Source organism: Bradyrhizobium manausense (assembly GCF_001440035.1).
Lineage (GTDB): Bacteria > Pseudomonadota > Alphaproteobacteria > Rhizobiales > Xanthobacteraceae > Bradyrhizobium > Bradyrhizobium manausense.
Map to the genome: position 1 here is coordinate 74,793 of NZ_LJYG01000047.1, position 17,076 is coordinate 91,868.

Annotated in this window: 15 protein-coding genes and 1 pseudogene; 5 read left to right on the plus strand and 11 right to left on the minus strand. The window is 64.0% G+C overall.

The features are described 5' to 3' along the window. Positions 1-58 precede the first annotated feature (58 nt). From AOQ71_RS11560 to AOQ71_RS47655, 3 genes and pseudogenes are all read right to left on the minus strand, one after another. Positions 59-1,609, minus strand: a complete 1,551-nt coding sequence (locus AOQ71_RS11560; protein WP_057746127.1) for an ABC transporter substrate-binding protein — start codon at positions 1,607-1,609, stop codon at positions 59-61. Positions 1,610-1,811: 202 nt separating this feature from the next. Continuing rightward, on the minus strand, positions 1,812-2,424 hold a 613-nt coding region (locus tag AOQ71_RS47650), incomplete at its 5' end, for a tetratricopeptide repeat protein (protein WP_245316843.1). 1 nt (position 2,425) lies between these two features. Next, a pseudogene (locus tag AOQ71_RS47655) lies at positions 2,426-3,362 on the minus strand (winged helix-turn-helix domain-containing protein); the annotation flags it as partial. A gap of 134 nt (positions 3,363-3,496) precedes the next feature. Between AOQ71_RS47655 and mddA the strand changes: the two are divergent. Both mddA and AOQ71_RS11575 read left to right on the plus strand, forming a co-directional pair. Beyond that, positions 3,497-4,285, plus strand: coding sequence for a methanethiol S-methyltransferase (mddA, locus tag AOQ71_RS11570; protein WP_057746130.1), 789 nt, complete (start codon positions 3,497-3,499; stop codon positions 4,283-4,285). A 102-nt stretch (positions 4,286-4,387) separates the two neighbouring features. After that, positions 4,388-4,810 carry a GFA family protein gene (locus AOQ71_RS11575; protein ID WP_057746133.1) on the plus strand — a complete coding sequence of 141 codons (423 nt, stop codon included), beginning with the start codon at positions 4,388-4,390 and terminating at the stop codon, positions 4,808-4,810. Between the two features lie 51 nt (positions 4,811-4,861). Here AOQ71_RS11575 and AOQ71_RS11580 read toward each other — a convergent pair whose 3' ends face one another. Further along, positions 4,862-6,421 carry a winged helix-turn-helix domain-containing tetratricopeptide repeat protein gene (locus tag AOQ71_RS11580; RefSeq protein WP_057746136.1) on the minus strand — a complete coding sequence of 520 codons (1,560 nt, stop codon included), beginning with the start codon at positions 6,419-6,421 and terminating at the stop codon, positions 4,862-4,864. Positions 6,422-6,730: 309 nt separating this feature from the next. On the opposite strand from AOQ71_RS11580, the gene pcaB reads away from it, so the two are divergent. Then, complete coding sequence (gene pcaB, locus AOQ71_RS11585) at positions 6,731-8,092, plus strand: 3-carboxy-cis,cis-muconate cycloisomerase (RefSeq protein ID WP_057746139.1); 1,362 nt, start codon at positions 6,731-6,733, stop codon at positions 8,090-8,092. Positions 8,093-8,204: 112 nt separating this feature from the next. Continuing rightward, complete coding sequence (locus AOQ71_RS11590) at positions 8,205-9,461, plus strand: aminopeptidase (protein WP_057746141.1); 1,257 nt, start codon at positions 8,205-8,207, stop codon at positions 9,459-9,461. A gap of 132 nt (positions 9,462-9,593) precedes the next feature. Here the strand turns inward: AOQ71_RS11590 and AOQ71_RS11595 are convergent, their stop codons facing one another. Beyond that, positions 9,594-10,151: a hypothetical protein gene (locus AOQ71_RS11595; RefSeq protein ID WP_245316844.1), complete on the minus strand. Its 558-nt coding sequence runs from the start codon at positions 10,149-10,151 to the stop codon at positions 9,594-9,596. A gap of 232 nt (positions 10,152-10,383) precedes the next feature. Here AOQ71_RS11595 and AOQ71_RS11600 point away from each other — a divergent pair, with 232 nt between their 5' ends. Next, on the plus strand, positions 10,384-10,839 hold the full coding sequence (locus tag AOQ71_RS11600; protein ID WP_057746144.1) for a cupin domain-containing protein: 456 nt from the start codon (positions 10,384-10,386) through the stop codon (positions 10,837-10,839). A 116-nt stretch (positions 10,840-10,955) separates the two neighbouring features. Here AOQ71_RS11600 and AOQ71_RS11605 read toward each other — a convergent pair whose 3' ends face one another. From AOQ71_RS11605 to AOQ71_RS11630, 6 genes are all read right to left on the minus strand, one after another. Next, positions 10,956-11,477, minus strand: a complete 522-nt coding sequence (locus tag AOQ71_RS11605) for a hypothetical protein (protein WP_057746147.1) — start codon at positions 11,475-11,477, stop codon at positions 10,956-10,958. Between the two features lie 74 nt (positions 11,478-11,551). Beyond that, on the minus strand, positions 11,552-12,496 hold the full coding sequence (locus AOQ71_RS11610; RefSeq protein WP_057746150.1) for an EamA family transporter: 945 nt from the start codon (positions 12,494-12,496) through the stop codon (positions 11,552-11,554). A gap of 69 nt (positions 12,497-12,565) precedes the next feature. After that, positions 12,566-13,381 carry an MBL fold metallo-hydrolase gene (locus tag AOQ71_RS11615; RefSeq protein ID WP_057746843.1) on the minus strand — a complete coding sequence of 272 codons (816 nt, stop codon included), beginning with the start codon at positions 13,379-13,381 and terminating at the stop codon, positions 12,566-12,568. 107 nt (positions 13,382-13,488) lie between these two features. Continuing rightward, positions 13,489-15,015 carry a hypothetical protein gene (locus tag AOQ71_RS11620; RefSeq protein ID WP_057746155.1) on the minus strand — a complete coding sequence of 509 codons (1,527 nt, stop codon included), beginning with the start codon at positions 15,013-15,015 and terminating at the stop codon, positions 13,489-13,491. Next, a complete protein-coding gene (locus AOQ71_RS11625) occupies positions 15,012-15,761 on the minus strand; it encodes an ABC transporter ATP-binding protein (protein WP_057746846.1) in 750 nt (249 codons plus the stop codon). The genes AOQ71_RS11620 and AOQ71_RS11625 overlap by 4 nt, the downstream gene beginning before the upstream one ends. A 226-nt stretch (positions 15,762-15,987) precedes the next feature. After that, positions 15,988-16,734, minus strand: coding sequence for a transglutaminase-like cysteine peptidase (locus AOQ71_RS11630; protein ID WP_057746159.1), 747 nt, complete (start codon positions 16,732-16,734; stop codon positions 15,988-15,990). Positions 16,735-17,076: the final 342 nt, after the last annotated feature.

Sequence of the window (17,076 nt, forward strand, 5' to 3'; positions counted from 1 at the left end):
CCCGCCGCACTCTGCGAGTGCGTCGACCTCTCCCCGCAAGCCGGGAGAGGTAAGAAGCTCACTTGTCGAGCCACGCGTCCTTGAAGCCGTCATTGACCCCGATCCCCGTGGTGATCAGGTTCTTGACCTTGCAGCGGGTGATGGTCGGAAATTGCAGCTCGAGCATCCAGGCCACCGGCACGTCCTCGGCCAGGATCTTCTGGGCCTTGTCGTAGATCTCCTTGCGCTTGCTATCAGGTGTCGCGACCGCGCCGTCGGCAAACAGCTTGTCGATCTCGGGATTGACGTAGCCCTCGGCGTTGTTGAAGACTTGGCCCTTGGCGATGTTGCTGGAGACGTAGTTGCGCCCCACCCCGAGCGCGGGATCGCCATACTGGTAGAGATAGGTGAAGGCGATATCGAAATCCCAGTCCATGATCTTCTGGTTGCCGCCGGCGACATCGGTGGCGATGGTCTCGATGTTGATGCCGACGTCCTGGAGGTTCTGCTTCACCGCTTCGCCCCAGCGCTGCCAGGTCTCGCCATAGGCGAGCGGCAGCAGGCGGATCTTCTCGCCCTTGTAGCCGGCTTCCTTCAGCAGCGCCTTGGCCTTGGCCGGGTCGTAGGGGTATTTCGGCACGTCGTCGGTGTAGAACTTGATGGTCGAGGCCGACGGGCCGGTCGCGACCTTGCCGAGCCCGTTCCAGATCACGTCCTTGGCGAAGTCGCGGTCGATCGCATACATGATCGCCTGCCGCACCCGCTTGTCCGCGAGCGGGCCCTGGCGATTGTTCAGCCACAGCCAGGCCAGCGGCGAGAAGAACTCCCAGCCGGCACCGGTCACGCAGGTGTCCTTCAGCTTGGACAGCCGCGGCACGTCGAAATTCTCAACCGAGCCGCCGGGCAGCACGTCGACCTTGCCGGTCTCATAGGCCACCGAGCGCGCGGCGGCGTCAGGAATGACCTGCCAGTAGATCTCGTCGAGATAGGGCTTGCCCTTCTCGTAATAGTTCGGGTTCTTGACCAGGCGAATGAACGAGCCCTTCTGCCATTCCTTGAACATGAAGGGGCCGGTGCCGACGGGCGCGTTGTTGTAAGGATTGGTCTTCCAGTCGGTGCCTTCATAGAGATGCTTCGGCACCATCGGCATCGAGCCGACCTCGAAGATGCCGAGGAACGGGCCGAACGGCTGCTTCAACGTGAAGACGACGGTGGTGTCGTCGGGCGCCTCGACCTTGTCGACCTGCACCAGATTGGCGCGGGCGCGTGCGTGGGTCTGCTTCAGCATCTCGATCGAGAACAGCACGTCGGCGGAGGTGAAGGGCTTGCCGTCGTGCCAGGTGACGCCCTTCCGGAGCTTGAACGTATAGGTCTTGGCGTCTTCGCTGACGTTCCAGCTTTCGGCGAGTTCCGGCAGCGGTTCGAGCTTGGGGCTGTAGCGCAACAGGCCCTCGAAAATGTTGCCCGACACCATCTGGACCGGACCGTTCTGAACCATCGCCAGCATCAGGCCGGGCGGCTCCGGCTGGATCACGGCATTGATCACGCCGCCCGCCTTCGGCTCCTGAGCCAGCGCCGAGGCCGTGAGGCCACAGGCCAGGAGGAGACCAAGCAACACTCGTTTCGACATGTCGTATCTTTCTCAAGCGTGACCGGCCGCAAACGCTTCGCGACATCTTCGCGCACTAAGCGACGGCCGGCCCTTCCCAAGTCCCCATCCGGGCGCGAGGCTCCCACGGTCCCGTTCCCCGCCGCAAGATGAAAGTCTCGACAGTGTCAGCACAAAAAATGTACAGCGCGTCCTGATATTCGCGTCGGGAGCCTTGCCTTGGTCACCTCAGTCCCGCGCGCCGAAATCCTTCCAGATAGTGCTGGCGGTCGGCATCGTTGGTCCAGGGCAGCTGCGTCGCGATCCACTCCAGTGAGATATTGGGCTGGGTGCGGCGGAGCTCGCCCAGCGCCATATCCGCCATCGCGCTGTCGCCGGTCATGCCCGCGGAGACCGCGAGCACGCGATAGGCGCCGGTAAGTTCGCCACGGTGGCGGATCGCCTCGCGCGCCAGTGCAATGGCCTCGTCATAGCGCCGCTCGGTGAAGCGCGCATAGCCGGCAATGCCGTAATAGATCGCCAGCGATGGATCGCGCGGTGAGAGCCTGATCGCCTTCTGCGCCGCCTCGAACGAGTCGGAGGATCGCCCTGCATAGGACAGCGCAAGCGCGTAGTAGCCTTGCGCGAGCGAGAAGTTGGGATTGAGCGCGAGCGCCTGCTCGAACTCGGACAGCGCGTCCGCGAGCCGGCGGGTCGAGAAGCAGACGCTGCCGAGCGCGGCATGGGCCCAGGCATTCTCATGGTCGCAGCGCATCGCCGCGAGCGCGGCGTTCTCCGCGATCGGCGCCGTCGCGGCAAGCTCCGCCCAGCCGAGATGCACGCCGAACATGTGGCTTNCCGCCAGCAGCGCCAGCGCCTGGCCGTAATCAGGATCGATAGCAAGCGCGCGCTCGAGCAGCTTCTGCGCCGCGGCGTGGTCCTGCGGCGTGATCCGCCAGTAGTGCGAGAGCGCCTGCATCAGGAGGTCCCAGGCATCCAGGCTCGCTGGCGGCTTGCGCTGCGTGCGAAAATTCTCCGCGGCGTGGATCTGCGGCTCGATCGCCGCGACGATCCGCTCGGTGATCTCGTCCTGCACGGCGAACACGTCGACCAGCTCGCGGTCGTAGCGCTCGGCCCAGAGATGACCGCCGCTGCCGGCGTCGTTGAGCTGCGCGGTGATACGCACGCGGTTGTCCACTTTGCGCACGCTGCCCTCGACGATGTAACGGACGCCGAGCTCCTCGGCGATCTGCTTGATGTGGACCGCACGCCCCTTGTAGGTGAAAGACGAGTTGCGGGCGATCACGATGAACCAGCGCTGCTTCGACAGCGCGGTGAGGATGTCCTCGCTGATGCCGTCGCCGAAATAGTCCTGGGCGGGATCGCCGCTCATGTTCTCGAAGGCGAGGACGGCGATGCCCGGACGGTCGGTCGCGACGCGCGGGGAAACTGGCCCTGCCTCGGCCGGTATGGGCCGGGTTACCACTTCTTCCCGGACATCGCCGACGAAACGAAAGCCCTTCCGCGGAATCGTCTTGATCAGCCGCTGCGTCCCGCCGTCGTCGCCGATCGCCTTGCGTGCGGCGTTGATCCGGCTGTTCAGCGCCGAATCCGAGACGATGCGGTCGCTCCAGATCTGGCTGATTAGGTCATCCTTGCTGACGACGCGGGCGCGCTCCGCAACGAGGTAAAGCAAGAGGTCAAACACCTGCGGCTGCAAGGGCACGGTCGTCCCGGCGCAGGTCAGTTCGCGCAGGTCGCCGTCGAGCACGTTGTTTTCAAATAGAAATCGCACGTTTTTGGTCGTCTCAAGCAAAAATCAAAGTCGTCTCAGGCGAAAATCAACCGTCCGCGAAAGTCTTCCGCAGTCCGGTCCGGCATGGTGCAGAGACCAAACAGTGCCGATGCCTCGGCACAACGGAGCTTTCTATGACCCAACTCGATCATCAGGTTCATTCCATCGGCCCGGAGATTGCGGGCTCACGCATTTTGAAGTTCATCGCCTTTCTTTACGGAATTGCGGCGTATCTCGTGTTTTTCGTCACCATTCTCTATGCCATCGGCTTTGTGATGGGGCTGGTGGTGCCGAAGACCATCGACACCGGTACCGATACGCCGACCGCCGAAGCAGTGATCATCAATCTCCTGTTGATGATGCTATTCGCTGTTCAACACAGCGTGATGGCGCGCCAGCGCTTCAAGGCGTGGTGGACGCAATTCGTCCCCAAGCCGGTCGAGCGCTCGACCTATGTGCTGCTCGCGAGCCTGTCATTGCTCCTGCTGTTCTGGCTGTGGCGTCCGTTGCCGTCGGTCGTATGGGACGTCGCAAGCCCCGATCTTGCCGTGACGCTGGTCACGCTGTCCTTCGCGGGCTGGGCGCTGGTGTTCGCCTCGACCTTCGTCATCAATCATTTCGAATTGTTCGGACTGCATCAGGTGACCAATCATCTCGTCGGCAAGGACGCGGAGCCGCCGCGATTCAAGACGCCGCTGTTCTACAAATTCGTCCGTCATCCGATCTATCTCGGCTTCATCATCGCCTTCTGGGCGGCACCGACCATGACTGCTGGCCATCTGCTGTTCGCAGCCGTGACCACGGCCTACATCTTGGTCGGCATCGCGCTGGAGGAGCACGATCTCGTCGACCTTTTCGGTGACGAATACCGGCAGTACAAACAACGGGTGTCGATGCTTATTCCCTGGCGCCGGTCGGTTTAGCCGAGCGTCCTCTGCCACGTGTCCGCCGAACAAGAGGATGCGTGGCAGCGGTTCATTTGTAAGCCAAGAATTTCTATCCCAATCCATCTCAGGAGAACCAGGATGAAACATGTCGGACACTGCTTCTGCGGCGCGGTCACCATCGAGGTCACGGGCGAGCCGGCCGCGATGGGCTATTGCCATTGCCGCTCCTGCCGCTCCTGGTCGGGCGGCCCGGTGAACGCCTTCAGCCTGTGGAAGCCCCAAGCCGTGCGCATCACCGAAGGCGCACAGAATGTCGAGACCTTCGCCAAGACCCCGCTCAGCCAGCGCAAATATTGCAGGAAGTGCGGCGGGCATCTGATGACCAATCACCCGCCGCTCGATTTGATCGACGTGTTCACGGCAACTGTCCCGACGCTCGCCTTTGCTCCCGGCGTCCACGTCAACTATTCCGAGACGGTGCTGCCGATGCGCGACGGCCTGCCCAAGCTGAAGGATTTCCCCGCCGAGTTCGGCGGCAGCGGCGAGATGATGCAGGAGTAGGAGGGCTCCCGCCTTACGCTGGATCTCCCCCGCAAGCGGGAGAGATCTTCGCTACCTCATCCCCGCGCGCCGAAAACCTTCGAGATAATGCGCGCGGTCCTCTTCGCGCAGCATCGGCAGCTCCCGCGTGATCCAGGCGAGCGAGATGCCGGGCTGGGCGCGGTGCAATCCTTCCAGCGCAGCGGCGGCCAGGAGGGGATCGCCTGACATGCCGGCGGCGGCCGTCAGCACGCGGTGCGCGCCGACGAAATCGGCCCGCTGTCGCATTGATTCCCGCGCCATCTGCATGGCGCCCTCGTAGTTGCGGCCGATGAACTGGGCATAGGCGGCGACACCGCAATAGGTCGCCGCGAGCGGATCGCGCGGGCTCAGCCGCAGCGCGCGGCGCGCGGCCGCATCGCCGTCCTGCCATCGTCCAGCGTAGCACAGCGTCACGCCGTAGAAGGCGTGCGCCATCGCGCAGTTCGGATTGAGCCGCAAGGCAAGCTCGAACTCGGCCAGCGCGTCGTCGAAGCGGCGGCGGAACAGATAAGTATAGGCGAGGCCGAGATGGGCAAAGGCGTCCTCGCGATCGGCCTCTACCGCGGCAAGCGCCGCGCGTTCGGCGACCGGCACGGTCGCGGCCATATCGGCCCAACCCATATGCGCACCAAAAATGTGGCTGGTCGCGAGCAGGCCCAGCGCCTTGCCATAGGCCGGGTCGATCGCGATCGCCTGCTCGAGCAGCCTCTGCGCCGATGCATTGTCCTCGCGCGTGACGCGCCAGTAATGCGACAGCGCGCGCATCACGAAGTCCCAGGCATCGAGGCTGCCCGGCGGCTTCTGCTGCGCGCGAAAATTTTCCGCGGCGTAAAGCTGCGGCTCGATCGCGGCGACGATGGCGTCAGTGATCTCGTCCTGCACGGCAAAGATGTCGGCAAGCTCGCGGTCGTAGCGCTCGGCCCAGAGATGACCGCCGGTCGACACGTCGTTGAGCTGGGCGGAGATGCGGACGCGGCCACCGCTTCGCCGCACGCTGCCCTCGAGCACGTAACGCACGCCGAGCTCGCGCGCGATCTCGTCGAGATGCACGGACCGGCCCTTGTAGACGAAGGACGAGTTGCGGGCGACGACGAAGAACCAGCGTAGTTTCGACAGCGCGGTGATGATGTCTTCGCTGATGCCGTCGGAGAAATAGTCCTGCTCGCGGTCGTCGCTCATATTGGTGAAGGGCAGCACGGCGATCGCGGGGCGATCGGGCAGCGCAGGGGCCGCGTGCGACGGCGTGACGCTGCCGCGCGATTCCACCGTCGCGCCTCCGGACTTGGTCTCGACGCTGCCGACGAAGCGAAAGCCCTTCCGCGCAATGGTGCGGATCAGCGCCTGGTTCGCTCCGGTGTCGCCGATCGCCTTGCGCGCGGCATTGATCCGGCTCGTCAAGGTCGATTCGGAGACGCTGCGGCCGTGCCAGATCTTGTCGATCAGCTCGTCCTTGCTGACGACCCGGTCGCGGTTCTCCATGAGGTGGACCACGAGGTCGAAAACCTGCGGTTCCACGGCAACGGGGACCTGCTCGCGGCTCAGTTCGCGCAAGTCGGTGTCGAGAACATGGTCCCGGAACAGAAACTGCACGTCGAAAACTCAGACCTCACGGCGACTTCAGGGCAATGATGAATCAAAATGGATTTCGACTTGAAGCCTGTGAGTCGGCCGGGAGGTCGATCAGGTTCACCGCGACACCGGATGGCTGCTATGCCATTTGCGCGGAGGAATACAGCTTGAACGAGAGGTGATCGAGGCGGCGGCGCACAATCTCGAGATGGTCGTCCCGGCTTCGCCGACCCGGCTATGGTGCATGTCAAACCGTGAATGTCCATTGCCGGGCACCTCCGGCCGCGTAAGCTACCTCTCACTCACAACGACAGCCGCAAAGAAACGCCCATGCCCGCCTTTCCCGCCTCGACCACCGTGCTCGATTCCATGCTGTTCCGCGATGCCTTCGGCACGCCTGCGATGCGTGAGGTATTTTCCGACGTCGCGCTCGTCGCGCGCTACGCCGAGGTCGAGGTGGCGCTGGCCAAGGCGGAGGCGCGATGCGGCGTGATCCCGCAAGCTGCCGCCGACCAGATCGCGGCGCGGACCGACGTCACGGCGCTCGACTTCGATCTGTTGCGGCAGGAGACCGACATCGTCGGCTATCCGATCCTGCCTCTGGTGCATCAGATGGTGAAGCAGTGCGGCGAGGCCGGCCGTTACGTGCATTGGGGCGCGACCACGCAGGACATCATGGACACCGCCGTGGTGCTGCAGCTGCGCGCCGGATTGGAGATCATCGAGCGCGACATCGCCGAGCTGCGGAGGATTCTCGCGGACCTCTCGCGGCGCCATCGCGACACGCCGATGGCTGGCCGCACCCATCTCCAGCAGGCGCTGCCGGTGACCTTCGGCTACAAGACCGCGATCTGGCTTGCGATGTTCGACCGCCATGCCGAACGTCTCGTTCAACTGAAGCCGCGCGTGCTGGTCGGCCAGTTCGCCGGCGCAGCCGGCACGCTGGCCTCGCTCGGCGCCAAGGGGTTCGAGGTGCAGGAGGCGCTCTGCGCCGAGCTCAAGCTCGGTGTTCCCGCCTCGACCTGGCACGTCGCCCGCGACGGTTTTGCGGAAGCGGTGAATTTCCTCGCGCTGGTCACCGGCTCGCTCGGCAAGATCGCGCTCGATATCATGATCATGGCCTCGACCGAGTTCGCCGAGGTCTACGAGCCCTTCGTCAAGGGGCGCGGCGCCTCCTCGACCATGCCGCAGAAGCGCAACCCGATCTCGTCGGAGCTGATGCTGGCAGCAAGCAAGGCCGTGCGCCAGCAGGCGGGCCTGATGCTGGATGCCATGGTGCAGGATTTCGAACGCGCCACAGGTCCCTGGCACGCCGAATGGATGGCGATCCCCGAAAGCTTTGTGCTCACCGCAGGCGCCCTGCACCAGGCGAAGTTCGCGCTCGCCGGCCTCATCGTGGACGAGGCCAGGATGAACGACAATCTCGCCCTTAGTCGCGGTCTGATTGTGGCCGAAGCGGCCATGATGGGATTGGCGCCGCAGATCGGACGGCAGGAGGCGCATGACGTGGTCTACGATGCCTGCCGGCTGGCCAATGAGAAGGGTCTGACCCTTGCGGACGCGCTTTCGTCCGATCCCCGCGTCTCCGTCAGGATCGATCGTGCCACAATCGAGGCCCTCACTTCACCGAAAAATTACCTCGGCCTTGCGCCTGAAATGGTCGATCGGGTGCTGAGATCGGCAACGCGTTGAAAACCAAGATGCGTGAAACTGCGTATCTTTCAGGCTTCGCAAGGCGCTCGCACACTTGTGTCTCGTGATGCTAGACTTAGATTGAACTGTAGATTCCGACAGAGGGCCCGGCATGACCGATCAGCGCAATTCCGCCACTTCCATCGATCCCGTGAAACTCGACCGGCTGGCCGAGGTGGCGGTGAAGGTGGGACTGGGCTTGCGGCCGGGACAGGATCTTCTTCTGACGGCGCCCGCGATCGCGCTGCCGCTGGTGCGGCGCATCGCCGTTCACGCCTACAAGGCCGGTGCCGGTATCGTGACGCCGATCCTCTCCGACGAAGAGATGACGCTGGCGCGCTACCGCTACGGCCAGGACAACAGCTTTGATCGCGCCGCCAACTGGCTCTACGAGGGCATGGCGAAGGCGTTCTCGGACAACACCGCGCGGCTCGCCATCGTCGGCGACAATCCGATGCTGTTGTCGGGGGAGGATCCGGCCAAGGTCGCGCGCGCCAGCAAGGCCAATTCGATGGCCTATCAGCCGGCGCTGGAAAAGATCGTCAATTTCGACACCAACTGGAATATCATCGCCTATCCGAGCCCGTCCTGGGCGAAGCAGGTCTTCCCCGATGATCCCGAAGAGGTTGCGATCGGCAAGCTCGCGGATGCGATCTTCGCGGCATCCCGCGTCGATCGCGAGGATGCGATGGCGAATTGGGCGAGCCACAATGCGGTGCTGCGCGAGCGCACCAACTGGCTCAACGGCCAGCGTTTTCGCGCGCTGCAATATTCCGGTCCCGGCACCGACCTCACCATCGGTCTCGCCGATGGCCACGAATGGGAAGGCGGCGCCTCGCTGTCCAAGAACGGCATCAGCTGCAATGCCAACATTCCGACCGAAGAGGTCTTCACCACGCCGCATTGCCGCCGGGTCTATGGCCATGTCATGAGCTCGAAGCCGCTGTCCTACCAGGGCACGTTGATCGACAACATCGCGGTGCGCTTCGAGGACGGCAAGATCGTCGATGCCAAGGCTTCACGCGGCGCGGAGGTGCTGAACAAGGTGCTCGACACCGATGAGGGCGCGCGCCGGCTGGGCGAAGTGGCGCTGGTGCCGCATTCCTCGCCGATCTCGCAGAGCGGCCTGTTGTTCTACAACACGCTGTTCGACGAGAACGCAGCATCCCACATCGCGCTCGGCCAGTGCTATTCGAAGTGCTTCATCAATGGCGCCCAACTGACCCCGCAGCAGATCGCCGCGCAAGGCGGCAATCAGAGCCTGATCCATATCGACTGGATGATCGGCTCGGCCGAGACCGACATCGACGGCATCCTGGCCGACGGCAGCAAGGTGCCGGTATTCCGCAAGGGCGAGTGGGCGAAGTAGGGGTGCTCGTCATGCCCGGGCTTGTCCCGGGCATCCACGTTCTTTGTGGTGCAAGGCGTGGATGGCCGGGACAGGCCCGGCCATGACGATCGTGGAAAGTTCAAAGCCCGAAAGCTAACCCCAAGCTTCGCCTCACGCTGCCGCGTTGCGCAGCATCGGGTTGTTGTCGATGCTGAAGCGGTTGAACAATGTCGTGAACGGACTGCCGTCGGTGGCGCGCACGATGGCGTCGGACGCCGCGACCGCCTCGTAGAGCGCGCCGACCGGATCGTCCGCCTCCGGCAGACCGAGGCGCCCCCGGATTTCCTCTCTCGCCTCGTTGACGTCCTCCTCGTTCTCGATTGTCGCCTCAAGCGCATCCGCCGCGCGCCGCATCTGCTGGAGATCGCCGCCGGCTGAGAATTTGAGGATGTCGAGCCAATAGGGGCGGGCAACGACGAGCTGGATGAACGCCTCGAAGCTCTCGGCGATGATACCCGCGCGACCTTCCGATGAGACGTAGAGCACATGTTGCGACGGCAGCAGCACGAAGGCGCCGCCCGAGGCGTCACTGCCGATCTGCCGGGGGATTTCAATGCCGTCGATGCTGAACCAGAGCTCTTCGTCCGGTGCGAACGAGACATCAAGGCTCTCGAGCCAGGCGACGACCTCGCCTTGGGCTGTCAGAACCTCCGGGGTCAGGGGCATCATGGGCTCCTATTCGGTCTTTTCGCGCACTTTGTCGCACCCCGCAAAAGACCGGTTCATGTGCGCGAATTTGCAGGGGAATCCCGACGTTAACAGGTTCGCGTCTGCAACTTGCGGTGGATTGTCGGTGCCTGCGTAAGGAAGAATTAAAAACCGGAGACTAGCGTTCCCATCATCTTTCAAAACAATCCGGGATTAAGCCCGGTTAATCATATTGTACCTCCTGGGGGAGCAGATGTCGCGGGCATTGATTGAAATTGGTAGTTGCAATGTCGATCTCGAGCTGCGGCCGATCGAGCCGGCCTGGATCATCGAAGGCAACCCGGTGTCGCGCTCGCACATCCTTTCGACCAGCTCGGATGGCACCTCCTCGACCATCATCTGGTCCTGCACCGAAGGCCGCTTCAACTGGTACTATGATTTCGACGAGACGATCATGATCCTGGAAGGATCGATCGTGCTCGAAAGCGATGGCATGCCGCCGAAGCGCTATGGCGTTGGCGACGTCATCTTCTTCCGCGATGGCGCGCATGCCAAATGGCATGTCGAGGGCCACGTCAAGAAGATCGCCTTCTGCCGCAAGACCAACCCGGCCGTCATCGGCTTCATGATCCGCGTCGTCAACAAGCTCAAGCGCATGTTCCTCTCGCCCGGCGAACGCCGTCCGGCGACGCTCATGGGTGTCGGCTAGTCTTAATAAGGACGCTTCCCAGCGACCACGACGGAAGAGGGGACGGGACCAACATCCCGGCCCCTCTTTCGCGTCATGATGAAGATGGCGCGCGGTGAGAGCCGTCACCGCAGCGCTCAGCCCTTGCGCCGCGTCGCCCTCACATCGACCGCCAGCCGCCAATCGGCCTCCGCCGCGGGCTTGACCTCGCCGAGCCAGTGGAAGGAGTCCGTGGTGATCTCGGTAAAACTCCAGCGCGTCAGGTCACCGGCTTCGGTCGTGCCCTCCTGCACGATGTCTTCGCCGCGCGGGCGGCCGATCTGCTGTCGGAATACACAGCGCCCGGGATCGAACCAGGAAATCCGCCACGCGGAAATGGTGGGATCGTACACCCGCAGCGTCGTGCCGTACCAATTGCCGGCGACCGGAAAGGCGGGGCCATCAGCGGGACGGGGAATGATCCAGACATCCTGCACGGCCCGTCCTTCCAGCACCCAGCCGAAATGGATCTCGCCGGGCGCGGTGTGCTTCGTTCCATCAGCGCCGCGGGCCGTGATCTCCGCGTCCCAATCGCCGACGAAGCGGCCATAGAGCTGAAGCGCCGCCGCGTGTTCAGGGTTGGGGCCGTCCGCGTGCAATAATCTGGCAAGGTCGGTCATGTCGATCTCCTGTTGGCCAGGGAGATCAGCACGACCGGCCGAGAACCGACTTGGAGAAAATTGCCGTCGATGGCTCAGGTCTTGTGCAAGGACAGATCTCCGACGCCCCGGCCAGCCTTGTCGCTCGTCCGATGACTCTCTGGGCGTTCCGCGCACCAGATGACGATCACCGAGATAATGACGAGCCCGGCGCCAAGCAGCATCATGCGAGAGAACGGCTCGCCGAGCACGAGAGTGCCGAGCAGCACGGCGATGACCGGATTGACGAACGTGTAGGTCGATACCAGCGAGGTCGAGACATTCTCCAATAGCCAGTTGTAGGCAACGAATCCGATCCCGCTGCCCGAGATGATCAGCCAAAGCGCGGCCGCAAGCGAGGTCGGCGAGACGTCGCCCGGTCTGAAGCCGCCGATCTCGCCCGCCAGCCAGCTGATTGCGAACAACACCATGCCTCCGACCGAAAGCTGCATCCCCGACAGCAGAATGGCGGACGCCTTTCTCGACATGCGTCGGGACAGAACCGTCCCTGTTGACCACGACAGCGCCGCAAGCAGCAGCCAGACGATGGGAAGCATGCTGATGCCGGCCTGCTCGACGTGCTGCCATGCGACGAGTCCGACGCCGAAGAAGCCCGGCACTAGTGCGAGCAGAGCAAGAGGCCTTGGTCGCTGATGGTCGGGAAACAGGACGTCAATCAACAGGATCCAGAACGGGATTGTGGCGAGCACGATCGCCGCCACGCCCGAAGGAACCGACTGCTGCGCGAAGGCGAGCACGCCATGGCAACCCACGAAAAAGAGCAGCCCGCACAGACTCGCATTGATCCACGTCCGCAACGGCACAGTCGCGACCTGCCTGCCGCTCATGGCCAGCAACATGATGCCGCCGCAGAACGAGCGAAGCGCCATCAGCAAGAACGGCGGGATCGATTTCAATCCCAACGTGATGGCGAAATAGGTGGAACCCCAAAGCAAATAGATGGCGGCGAACGCGCCGATGACCAGGAACCTTCTGCTCATGATTGCTCCGATCGAGGATGATCTCGACGCAACCAAGTCGGAGCGGGGTCATGCGTTCCGGTGTCGGCCTCAGACCCCGTCGAGGATGATCACCGTCGGCGTCGTCGGCAGCGTATCCCGTGAGATCCGCAAGGAACGCTCGGGGCGGCGGTCGATCTCGAATTGCCGGCCGATGCGTTGCATGAACTCGTCGAGCGGGGTGGCAAAGCGGTGCATCGGCAACACCACCGAGGCACGCAGCCGCTTGGTGATCTCCGAAACACCATCGAGCGACATGGTGTAGGTGCCGTCGATCGGCACCATCACGATGTCGAGCCGGCCGATCTGGGCAAAATGGCTGTCGTCGAGCTTGTGGTGGAGATGGCCGAGGTGCCCGATGCACAGGCCCGCGACCTCGAAGATGAAGATCGAATTGCCGTCGCGGATCATGTCGATGCCGGAATCGTCGCCGAAATAGCGGCGGATGTCGGTCGTGACGTTGCGGATGAAGCTATCGCCGATGCGCTCCGAAATGACCGCCGGCTTGCCGTCCTCGCCCCAGCCATGCAGCACGTGGGGAATGCGCTTGTCCGGATTGAGCGAATAGTGGGTGCTGTGCGCCCGGTTCATGGTGACGACATCGGGCAGCCGGCCCACTTGATAGGCACCGCTGTAATCGGTCGCGATGCGCACGCCGCCCGGCGTGTCGATGAAATAGGTGGAGTGACCGGCATAGGTGATCTCGACCTCGGGCGCGGCGGCGGCCTGCCTCAAAGCGACGGGTAAGGCGCGAGGCGCAGCATTCGCCATCGCCAGGCATTCGCTGCGCTGAGGCGGCTGCTGGGCCAGGGCCGGTGAGAGGCACGCGCTCAACAGCGCAATCGCCGCCGAAATAAGTCGCCGCATGAAATCCATCCCCGATGACCTCGGGGAAAAGTCTAGCGCGCAACGCAGCGGGTCGCCAACAGGACGCAATCAACAGCGCGTCAGTGTCGCACCGTCAGCCCCTGCCTTTAATCGCGCCTCGGGCTGAATTTCCAGGTCATCGCCACCAGGCCCGCGGTGATCAGGCCGCTGACGATGCCGGCGGTCGGCAGCGTCAGCAGCAGCGCGGCGGTGGCGGCCCAGCCGATCGAGGAGAAGGCTTCGGCAAAGGTCGCAAGCCGCGACGAGGTCTGGCGGCGACGGAACTGGCTGCGGCGGGCCTGGACTCGGAACCAGAGCTGGATCGCGGTGGCGGAGGCCGCGCCGATGATGATCATGGTGGCCGTGATGGCCGCCTGTAATGGTGAAGCAAAAACCAGCGCGGCCACCAGCGGGCAGAAGATGATTGCGATCGCGATCAGCACCACTTCGATCTTGGCGCGGATGACGCTTGAGGGCGTCAGCGGCGCGGTCGCGACCAGGTCCGGCGCGTCCTCGCCCGAGATCGTCAGCCAGGCGAGCCCGCCGGCGAGCTGACCCGCGGCCATCACGATCACCGGCGTGATCAGCGTCAGCGCCGCGGAGCTGTCGCCAAAGCTGCGCCAGAGCAACAGCGCCGGCGGCACCAGATAGAGCAGCTGCATCAGGGTCTGCGAGATCAGCCAGGGATCGCGACAGAGCAGCACGAACTCCTTGCGCCGCAGCGCCTGTTGCCGCGAGCCGCCGCGGAACGGACGTTCCTTCGCGCGCTTGCGGCCGGATGTGCCGTAAGCGGCAGCGTCGATTGCGGTGTCGGCGAAGCGGCCCGAGAAGATCGCCATCACGCATCCGAGCAACATCAGCCCCAGCGCGAGAAGCAGCAGCAGCGCCTTGACATCGCCCATCGTGGCTCGCGCCGGCCACCACCAGATGCTGTCGATGTCGGGCGCGTGGGCGGCGAGGGTGCCTGAGGTCAGGATGGTGAAGCGCGACAGCGTGCCGTAGGAGACGATCGCCGCGACCTGGAGCGCGATCACGAAGCCCGCACCGATGATCGCGGCCAGGATCTGGGCGACGAAGCGCGTTCGCGCCGGGCCGATCAGGCGGAACAGGAGAATCGTGACGGCGATCGCGATCGCCGCGGCCGACAGGCCCATCGCGATGACCACGCCGAAGGCGGCAAGCCAGCGCACACCGCCACCGATCAACAGCACGTCGATGAACGGCGTCGAGAACAGCAGCGCCATCATCGTGACGGTGAGTGCGATTGCGGCGATGCGCACCGAGAACAGATTGGCGAGCGTTGCCGGCGAGGACATGATGAGATCGAGATCGGCGCGGGCGTAAAACACCCGCGTCACCGATTCGATCGCCTGCGAGGCCATCAGGGTCCAGGCAAGGAAGATCGTCGCCGAGATCACGATCAGCGAGGACTTGTCGAGCGGCAATTGCAGATTGGCGAAGCGGCCGATCACCGCCCAGGCCGGGACATGCAGCAGTGCGGCGAAGAACAACAGCCCGATCATGGCGGCGCGGGCGCGCCGGCGCCGGCCACCGGTCATCATGGCGAACCATTCGCGCCAGGCGAGGCGGAGCTCGTGACGGGCAAACCAGGAGAGCGCGGTCGCCGAGCTCATGCCGCGTCCTGCAGCGTCACCAGGGCGATGAAGAGATCTTCGAGACTGGTGTCGGCATGGCCGTTCTGCTGGCGCAGCTCGGTCAGCGTGCCCTCCGCGACGAGACGGCCCGCGGCAATCACGCCGATGCGGTCGGCCATGCGCTCGGCGACCTCGAGAATATGCGTCGTCATGATCACGGTGCAGCCGGCCCGGACGCGCATCCCGAGCAGCCCCTTCACATGGCGGGCCGAGACGGCGTCGAGGCCCGTCAGCGGCTCGTCGAGAATGATGAGGCGGGGATCGTGCACCAGTGCGCCGGCAAGCGCCACCTTCTGGCGCATGCCCTTGGAGAAACCTTCGCAGCGCTCGTGCCGGTGCGGCTCAAGCCCGAGCGAGCTCACCAGCTCCTCGGCGACCGGTTTCGACGCTGAAGGCGCAATGCCCCAGAGGCCGGCGACGAATTCGAGGTACTCAAGCGGTGTGAGCTTGTCATAGATCATCGGCTCGTCCGAGACCCATGCCATCACCTGCTTGGCCGCGACGGGATTCGCGAGCGCATCAATGCCGAAGATCGAAACGCCGCCCTCATCGGGCCTGAGCAGGCCCGCGACCATGCGCAACGTGGTGGTCTTGCCGGCACCGTTAGGGCCGACCAGCGCATAGAATTCGCCTGCATGAATGGTGAGATCGAGGTTGTCGACCGCCAAGCGGTCAAAACGCTTCGTTAACCCTCGGACTTCGAGCGCCGAGCTGTCCGGCTTCATGACGGCCACACCAACATGTTTTGCATCGGTCGCGACCATGACCCGAACATGTTTCGGCCTCCTGAATCGCGCTGCCGCAAATGCGGTCACTTGCGAGGTCATCTGCAAATGGGAGCGCGGCAGCGATCCGTAAAGAGGGCCTACCGGATCCCGCAGGATCGCTGCACCTTCCTCGGTCGCCTTGAGCGGGCAGGCCTTGGATGTAGCTACCGGACTGCGAGCTGGATCAATGTGACTCGGTCGAGACGTGCTGGCTGTCGACGCCCGCGAGCCGCACGGGCTCTCCGACATATCTCAGCACGGCGGACTGATAGAGCACGAACAGCGGCTGATAGTTGCGCGCGTCGTCATCCTCGACGATCGCCATGCGGCGGTTGTCCAGCATCAGCCAGTGGCCGTCGAGCCTTGCGGAGGCAATGGCATGGCCTTCGCCGCTCCTGATATCGCGCACCACGACGAGGCGGAGGTCCTCGGCGGCGACGCCGGCAAGCCGCAACGCGGCCAGCTTGGCGATGGCGTAATCCTCGCAATCGCCGGCGCCGCGCTGGAAGGTCTCCAGCGGCGAGCTCCAGATATCTTCGGCGCCGTCACTCTCGGCGTGGATGGCGAGGTTGATGGCGCGGTTGGTCTCGCCGAGCCGCGCGCGGCCGTCGCGGGTGCGGGCCTCGTCGACGATGGCGAGCAGCTTCAGCGCCGCGGGCGAAGCGCAATTGTCGCGATCGCCGTCGCACAGCACCAGCTGCACCATGTCATCGTCGAGCTTCTGCTTCAGCCCAAGCCATTTCTGCCGCATGCCTCCGCTCGAAATGGCGAAGGCGAACACGCCGAACGGCTCGGCTGATTTGCGTATGAGCGCGCCCGCGCCCGGCGACAGCAGATTGGCTGCGCGAAGATCGGCGGCCGATCCGAGCAGGATCAATCCACACAGCATAAGAATAGCGCGCCAGGCGCGCGAGCGAGCAGCGGTCTTCATCTGACATCCCTGTCCGGCTTCGACGGGTCCCTCTTGACCTGGACGTGCCGGGCTTTGTTGCTTTCGCGGAGATGGTGCGAGACGGGGCGTTTTGTTCTGCTTAACGCGCGCGGCAGGGGGCCGACTGGCGTGGACCACGCTCAACCGCCCCTTCCCGGACTCCGTAAAATCTTACAGGCCAGGGCAACGAGAGACGCCGCCGCGAAATCAACGGGAGTGCAGCCGGAAGTTGCGGGAAGCGATTCGCCTTCCATGGCTAATGACCAGCTATTTTACGGGTTCTGTTAGTTAGGTCACAGATTTAGCTCCGTATTTGCCACACTATGGACCGGGGAGTTACGA

Bases quoted from the DNA above. Each gene is read 5' to 3' on its own strand.
- AOQ71_RS11605 (WP_057746147.1), bottom strand. From the start codon at position 11,477: ATGACCGACCTTGCCAGATTATTGCACGCGGACGGCCCCAACCCTGAA.
- AOQ71_RS11630 (WP_057746159.1), bottom strand. From the start codon at position 16,734: ATGAAGACCGCTGCTCGCTCGCGCGCCTGGCGCGCTATTCTTATGCTG.
- AOQ71_RS11575 (WP_057746133.1), top strand. From the start codon at position 4,388: ATGAAACATGTCGGACACTGCTTCTGCGGCGCGGTCACCATCGAGGTC.
- AOQ71_RS11560 (WP_057746127.1), bottom strand. From the start codon at position 1,609: ATGTCGAAACGAGTGTTGCTTGGTCTCCTCCTGGCCTGTGGCCTCACG.
- AOQ71_RS11620 (WP_057746155.1), bottom strand. From the start codon at position 15,015: ATGAGCTCGGCGACCGCGCTCTCCTGGTTTGCCCGTCACGAGCTCCGC.
- mddA (WP_057746130.1), top strand. From the start codon at position 3,497: ATGACCCAACTCGATCATCAGGTTCATTCCATCGGCCCGGAGATTGCG.
- AOQ71_RS11600 (WP_057746144.1), top strand. From the start codon at position 10,384: ATGTCGCGGGCATTGATTGAAATTGGTAGTTGCAATGTCGATCTCGAG.
- AOQ71_RS11625 (WP_057746846.1), bottom strand. From the start codon at position 15,761: ATGAAGCCGGACAGCTCGGCGCTCGAAGTCCGAGGGTTAACGAAGCGT.
- pcaB (WP_057746139.1), top strand. From the start codon at position 6,731: ATGCCCGCCTTTCCCGCCTCGACCACCGTGCTCGATTCCATGCTGTTC.
- AOQ71_RS11595 (WP_245316844.1), bottom strand. From the start codon at position 10,151: ATGATGCCCCTGACCCCGGAGGTTCTGACAGCCCAAGGCGAGGTCGTC.
- AOQ71_RS11610 (WP_057746150.1), bottom strand. From the start codon at position 12,496: ATGAGCAGAAGGTTCCTGGTCATCGGCGCGTTCGCCGCCATCTATTTG.
- AOQ71_RS11615 (WP_057746843.1), bottom strand. From the start codon at position 13,381: ATGCGGCGACTTATTTCGGCGGCGATTGCGCTGTTGAGCGCGTGCCTC.
- AOQ71_RS11590 (WP_057746141.1), top strand. From the start codon at position 8,205: ATGACCGATCAGCGCAATTCCGCCACTTCCATCGATCCCGTGAAACTC.